Annotated in this window: 8 protein-coding genes and 1 pseudogene; 3 read left to right on the top strand and 6 right to left on the bottom strand. The window is 68.1% G+C overall.

The annotated features are described in order from the left end of the window. Both MSZK_RS15880 and MSZK_RS15885 read right to left on the bottom strand, forming a co-directional pair. Positions 1-569 (bottom strand): annotated as a pseudogene (locus MSZK_RS15880) (hypothetical protein); the annotation flags it as partial. A 202-nt stretch (positions 570-771) separates the two neighbouring features. Next, the gene (locus tag MSZK_RS15885; RefSeq protein ID WP_233211342.1) at positions 772-1,299 is read right to left on the bottom strand and encodes a hypothetical protein; all 528 of its coding nucleotides are present in this window, start codon (positions 1,297-1,299) and stop codon (positions 772-774) included. Between the two features lie 77 nt (positions 1,300-1,376). Between MSZK_RS15885 and MSZK_RS15890 the strand changes: the two genes are divergently transcribed. After that, a complete protein-coding gene (locus MSZK_RS15890; RefSeq protein WP_099249393.1) occupies positions 1,377-1,640 on the top strand; it encodes a hypothetical protein in 264 nt (87 codons plus the stop codon). Here MSZK_RS15890 and MSZK_RS15895 read toward each other — a convergent pair whose 3' ends face one another. The 3 genes from MSZK_RS15895 to MSZK_RS33035 form a co-directional block, all read right to left on the bottom strand. After that, positions 1,641-2,426 carry an SDR family oxidoreductase gene (locus MSZK_RS15895; protein ID WP_199203360.1) on the bottom strand — a complete coding sequence of 262 codons (786 nt, stop codon included), beginning with the start codon at positions 2,424-2,426 and terminating at the stop codon, positions 1,641-1,643. A 1-nt stretch (position 2,427) separates the two neighbouring features. Then, on the bottom strand, positions 2,428-2,688 hold the full coding sequence (locus tag MSZK_RS15900; RefSeq protein WP_099249397.1) for a hypothetical protein: 261 nt from the start codon (positions 2,686-2,688) through the stop codon (positions 2,428-2,430). Between the two features lie 196 nt (positions 2,689-2,884). Continuing rightward, entirely contained in the window at positions 2,885-3,022 is a 138-nt protein-coding gene (locus tag MSZK_RS33035) for a hypothetical protein (RefSeq protein ID WP_233211343.1), read from the bottom strand. A gap of 28 nt (positions 3,023-3,050) precedes the next feature. Here MSZK_RS33035 and MSZK_RS33040 point away from each other — a divergent pair, with 28 nt between their 5' ends. Continuing rightward, the gene (locus tag MSZK_RS33040) at positions 3,051-3,350 is read left to right on the top strand and encodes a hypothetical protein (protein WP_099249399.1); all 300 of its coding nucleotides are present in this window, start codon (positions 3,051-3,053) and stop codon (positions 3,348-3,350) included. Between the two features lie 214 nt (positions 3,351-3,564). Then, on the top strand, positions 3,565-3,849 hold the full coding sequence (locus MSZK_RS15910) for a DUF1330 domain-containing protein (protein ID WP_099249401.1): 285 nt from the start codon (positions 3,565-3,567) through the stop codon (positions 3,847-3,849). A 3-nt stretch (positions 3,850-3,852) separates the two neighbouring features. Here MSZK_RS15910 and MSZK_RS15915 read toward each other — a convergent pair whose 3' ends face one another. Next, positions 3,853-5,418 carry an acetoacetate--CoA ligase gene (locus MSZK_RS15915; protein ID WP_371411344.1) on the bottom strand — a complete coding sequence of 522 codons (1,566 nt, stop codon included), beginning with the start codon at positions 5,416-5,418 and terminating at the stop codon, positions 3,853-3,855. Between the last annotated feature and the right edge of the window lie 7 nt (positions 5,419-5,425).

Here is a 5,425-nt window from a genome sequence, read left to right on the forward strand (position 1 = left end):
GCGATGCCCTTGCCGCCGTTGCCGCCGCCGCCGCCGAACAGCGCGCCGCTCGACGAGCTGCCGGCGAGCACGCCGCCGTTGCCGCCGTTGCCGCCCTTTCCACCGTTGATGTCGGTGCTCAGGGCGTCGCCGCCGTTGCCGCCGTTGCCGTACAGCCCGGCGCTGCCGCCGTTGCCGCCGTTGTAGCCGTTGCCGCCGTTGCCCATCAGCAGGCCGCCCTTGCCGCCGTTGCAGGCGGCGCTGGCGCACTGGGCGTCCGCTGCGCTGTAGCTGTAACCATTGCCGATCAGCAGCCCGCCGTTGGGATGCTCGGCGGTGCCGTTACCGATGAACGTCGAGACGAAGTCGCCGGCCGCGTTCGCCGAGGCGGCGCCGGTGGCGGTCTTGAGGCTGGTGGTCTTGTGGTCGCCGACCGTCCCGCTCGGAAACAGCAGCAGGTCGGCGTCGTTCGACGTGAGCTGATAATCCGGCGAAGCCGCGGCCAGGGGCGCATCGATGGTGGCGAACAGAACACCCGCGCCCACCATCGCCGCGCCGGCGACGCCCGTGGTGATGAAGGCTGGGGTCACCACACGGGGCGATTTCTTGCGGTGCTTGGACAAGTTCGGAATTCCCTTCGGAGAAGAAGATCAACCGGCAAATGCGCCGAGTGGTTCACTGCCATGGGAATCCAAAGAGACGCCGCTTACTCGGGACTGGACCCCACTTGGCGCACTATCGAACTTCGCGCTAACGCCAGTTGAACTCGAGCTGCAAAACCCGCCGTAGTGGCTATTTGCAGAGCTCGGCGATGCGGGTGTTGGCCGCCTCCGCGGTGCGCAGGCGCTCGGCCTGGGTCGGGTCGGAGTTGGCGACCCCGGCTAACGCGTTCATCGAAATATCTTGCAGTCCGGTCGCAAACGAGCGAATCGCGTCGGCCAGGTCGGTCGGCGTCCCGGGGTTCAGGTGGGCCAACAGGTAGGTGGCGCCCCCGGACATCGCCAGTCGCGCGTTCGCAGCGACGCCCTGGACCTCGGTCCCGGCGTCGGCGTGGGTCTGCAGCGACACCGCGGAGCTGACGGTCCGGTAGGCGTCACACGCGGTGGCCTTGGGATCGCCGCTGTGCGTCGTGGTGGCGGGCGCGGAAGCCTGCGGGGTGGGCCGTAGCACGGCCCAGCCGGCGCCGGCCAGGGCGACCAGGGAGAGCAGCAGCGCTGTCGGTGCGATCCAGCCAGCTGGCGTACGGGGCTGGCTGCGACGGCGGGACGCCGACGACGACTCGGGTGACGGGTCTTTCGCCTCTGCGGTCGGCTCCGGCATACCGACGATACTAATCACGCCTCGTGGCAATCCTTCACACGCGTAGTCTTGCTGCAGAAAGGCGAGGCGGGCTGGCGATGACGAGGTATCTGGCGCACGTCCTGGGTTGCGCGGTGCTGGCTGCCGGGGCGTTGGCCACGGCGCCGGCGGCCACCCCGGACGTCAAGGCCCAGGGGTGCCCGCCCGGACACGTCACCAATCAGTACACCGGGCAGTGTTATCTGCAGGGCAGCGCCCCCACGATCAACGGGGTCCCGTGCGTGGCGAGCAATCTTGGCCTCTGCCAATCCTTTCGGCAGAACCAGCAGCCACCGAGGAAGCCGTACACGTCGATCGGGTGATCAACTGCGTGTCAGAGTCTTCGTGAGAAGTCGCTGCAACCAGTTGGGCGACACCTGCGACAGCGTGGCCAGCACGCTGGTTTGACGGCCGACCGGGAAGTGCACCCGGGTCGGTAGGCCACGGCGGCGATGGGTGGCCGCATAGACGGCGGCGGCCACGTCATCGGGGCCCAGATTGACGCCCAGCGACTTGGTGCTGCCCGTCTCGACGCCGTCGGTCATGGCGGTCTTGACGAACAGCGGCCACATCGCCAGCACCCTGATGTCGTAGCGGCGCCACTCCAGTTCGAGCGCCTCGGTCAGCGCGCGCAGCGCGAACTTGGTGGCCGAGTAGGTGGCGAGCTCGGGTTGGCCGTAGAGCGCCGACGCCGAACACATGTTGACCACCTGGGCGTGTGCGGTGTCTCGAAGATAGGGAAACGCGGCGTGCAAGCCGGCCAGCGCACCGGAGAAATTGATGTCGATCATCGCCCGATGCGTCGTCAGTGGCACGTCCTGGAACGGTCCGGCGGTCAGCACTCCGGCGTTGTTCACCAAAATGTCGAGTTTCCCTGTCGGAGCAGTGAATTCGGAAAGACGTGCGGACCACTCCGCGGGGTCGGTGACGTCCAGGGGGCCGGTCGCGACGTCAGCGCCGAGCGCGGTGATCTCGTCGCTCAGGGTGGCCAGCCCGGCCAGGTCGACATCGTAGGCACCGACACGGTAGCCGTGCCGGGCGAACGTCAGGGCCGTTGCCCGGCCGATGCCCGCCGCGGCACCGGTGATGAACACAGCCGGTGGTGGCACCTCAGACGACCTTGAGGTGCGGTGTCCGGATCTCGGGTTCCGGGGCGATGCGGCCGTTGGCCGCGGCCATCGCGGTGTCGACGCGCACGGCGGCGGTCTGACAGGCCGCGGTGGCCTTGCGGCCCAGGCCGTCGACGTCGTCGGCGGCGTTGCGCAGGTACGCGGTCAGCGCGATGCGCAGGCGCTCGCCGGCGCGGGCCAGTCGGTTGCGGAACCGGTCGTCGACCATCACGGTGACGTAGGGCAGTTCGAGCTTGATCATGTGCGCCTCCAGAGCCGTCGTTGTCGAATGTAGACGACGATTGCGGGGTACCGACAGCAGCACACTGTCTGACGTGCACTGACAGTGAACGGGTGGCGAGAACGGGTGGCGCGGCTGGGTCTGCGCGCGGCGCGGCATGAGTACAGGGTTAGCTGCTGATGGATCGGACCGGCTTGAGGCAGACAAGGAGAAGCGCCTACATGAACGACACCGCCACCAGGGTGACTGTCGCCGCCGTGATTCTTGCGGCCGCGATGCTGTCGGGATGCTCGTCGTCTGACTCCGACTCGTCGCCCAGTGCGACCACCGCCAGTGCTGTGACGAGTTCGGCCACCTCGTCGACGGCCGCCGCAGATGGGTGCGTGCCGGCCGCGTTCGCCGACGCGGCCGCAGCTGCCGCCGCCGAACTGGGCAAGGACAACGTCTACACCGTCGACAGCGTGGATTGCGCCGACGGCTGGGCGGTCACGAGCGGTCTGCTGGCCGACAAGGCCAACCCCGGCATGGGTGCGCCGACCAGCTTCGTCTTCCAGCAGCAGGGTCAGCAATGGGTGGCGCGCAAGAAGCCCGAGGTGTGCGGAACGAATCCGACCACCACGCCCGCTCCGGCCGACGCCCAGATTCCTGGCGCGCTGTACCAGGCCGGGTGTCTGGCCGGATAGACCGACGGACGCACCCCGATTGACTTGGCGTCCAGATACTCTCGGTAGCTCTCGGCTCCGTTGCGGTGCCCGAGCCCATCGGGTGACAGCGCCGCGCCGACCTCGTTGGCGTCGGAGGTCACCACGTCGAACACCGGTCATTGCATTCACCCGGGTGGCGTGGAAACCTGTAACTCGAGATTCGAGAATGAGATTCTCGCACGAGAGGAACGCAATGCCCAAGGGATACGTCGTCCTGACCGAAGAGATCACCGACCCGGACGGGATGAAGGCCTACGGCCGCGCCGCGGGTGCGGCGATGGGCGGAGTGAAGGTCCTTGCCGTCGACACCACACCGCATGTGCTCGAAGGCAATTGGCACGGTCACCAGACCGTTGTTCTGGAGTTCGACTCGGTCGAAGCCGCCCAGGCCTGGTACGACTCGGACGCCTACCGTTCCGCCCGCGCGCTGCGGCAGGCTGCCGCCAACACCAATGCGGTGATCCTCTCGGGCTTCTGAGGTTCAGCCGGCCCAGCTGTGCCGGGCGCCTTGTTCGCGGTACCAGTCGATGAGATCCGGGTTGTCTATCGAACGCGGGTCCAGCGACACGTCGGAATGTCCGGCCATGATCGCGGTCACCGGCACCTCGAGTTTCTTGCCGGTGCGGGTGTGCGGTATCCCCGGTGCGGCGATGATGTCGTCGGGCACATGTCGTGGCGACAGCTTGGTGCGAATCGCCGACCGGATGGTGTTGATCAGGTCGTCGTCGAGATCGTGTCCCGCTGCCAGCGTGACGAACAGCGGCATCCAATAGGCGCCGTCGGGGCCGTCGATGCCGAGGACGAATCCCTCGGTGACGGCATCGATCGCCTCGACGACCTCGTAGATGTCAGCCGAGCCCATCCGGATGCCGTGCCGGTTGAGGGTGGCGTCGCTGCGGCCGTGGATGACCAACGAGCCACGGTCGGTGACCGTCACCCAGTCACCGTGCCGCCACACGCCCGGTGCCGGGCCGTCCGCCCAGTGGTGGTCGAAATAGGCGGCGCGATAACGGGATCCGTCCGCGTCGTCCCAGAATCCGACCGGCATCGACGGCATCGGTGTGGTGATCACCATCTCGCCCACCTCGCCGACGAGCGGTTCGCGTCGCGGCGACCAGCTGTAGAGTGCCACGCCCAGGTAGCGGGTGGTGAGCTCACCGGGCACCACCGGCTCGCCCGCGGTACCGCCGGCGAATGCGGTCACCACATCGGTGCCGCCGCTGATCGAGGAAACGGCGACCTGCTCGCCGACTTCCTCGCGCACCCAGGTGAACAAATCGGCGGGCAGCGGGGACCCGGTGCTGCCGATCGTGTGCAGCCGATGCAAGTCGTGGCCGGCCCCCGGATGCAGCCCGGCCTTGCGCGACGCCAGCAGGTGCCCGGGGCTGGTGCCGAAGTACGTCACCTTCTCGTCGTCGAGCAGCTGCCACAGCCGGTCGGCGTCGGGGTACAGCGGGTGGCCGCTGTAGCAGACCACCGTGGCGCCGCACAGCAGCCCCGCGATCCGGAAGTTCCACATCATCCAGCTCAGCGCGGTATGCCAGAAGAAGACGTCGTCGGGACCCAGATCCCCATGCAGCGCAGCCGCTTTCAGGTGTTCCAGGATGACCCCACCGTGGCCGTGCACGATGCCCTTGGGCTTACCGGTGGTGCCGGAGCTGAACAGCACCCACAGCGGGTGATCGAAGTCGACGGCGGCGACCTCTGCAGCGACGGGTTCGGCGACGAGTTTTCGGTAACGGTCCCCGTCCACCAGCAGCACCTGGGGCTCGCCGGGGAGCAGGTCCACCAGCTCCCGGGTGTCGGCGCGCTTGTCGTACCAGCGCCCGTTCAGTCGGTAGCCCTCGGCGCTGAACAACACCTTGGGCTGCAATTGGGCCAGCCGCGAGGCGGCTCCCTGCGGTGCGTAGTCCTGACCGCATGCCGACCACAACGCCCCGATCGCCGCCGTCGCCAGGAACGCGACGATCGCGTCGGCCACGTCGGGCAGATAGCCAGCCACGCAGTCACCGCGCCCGACACCGAGCCGGCGCAGCTCGGCCGCCACCGCCCCG

Source organism: Mycobacterium sp. shizuoka-1, from assembly GCF_002723835.1.
GTDB lineage: Bacteria > Actinomycetota > Actinomycetes > Mycobacteriales > Mycobacteriaceae > Mycobacterium.

Bases quoted from the DNA above. Each gene is read 5' to 3' on its own strand.
- MSZK_RS15910 (WP_099249401.1), top strand. From the start codon at position 3,565: ATGCCCAAGGGATACGTCGTCCTGACCGAAGAGATCACCGACCCGGAC.
- MSZK_RS15885 (WP_233211342.1), bottom strand. From the start codon at position 1,299: ATGCCGGAGCCGACCGCAGAGGCGAAAGACCCGTCACCCGAGTCGTCG.
- MSZK_RS15900 (WP_099249397.1), bottom strand. From the start codon at position 2,688: ATGATCAAGCTCGAACTGCCCTACGTCACCGTGATGGTCGACGACCGG.
- MSZK_RS15890 (WP_099249393.1), top strand. From the start codon at position 1,377: ATGACGAGGTATCTGGCGCACGTCCTGGGTTGCGCGGTGCTGGCTGCC.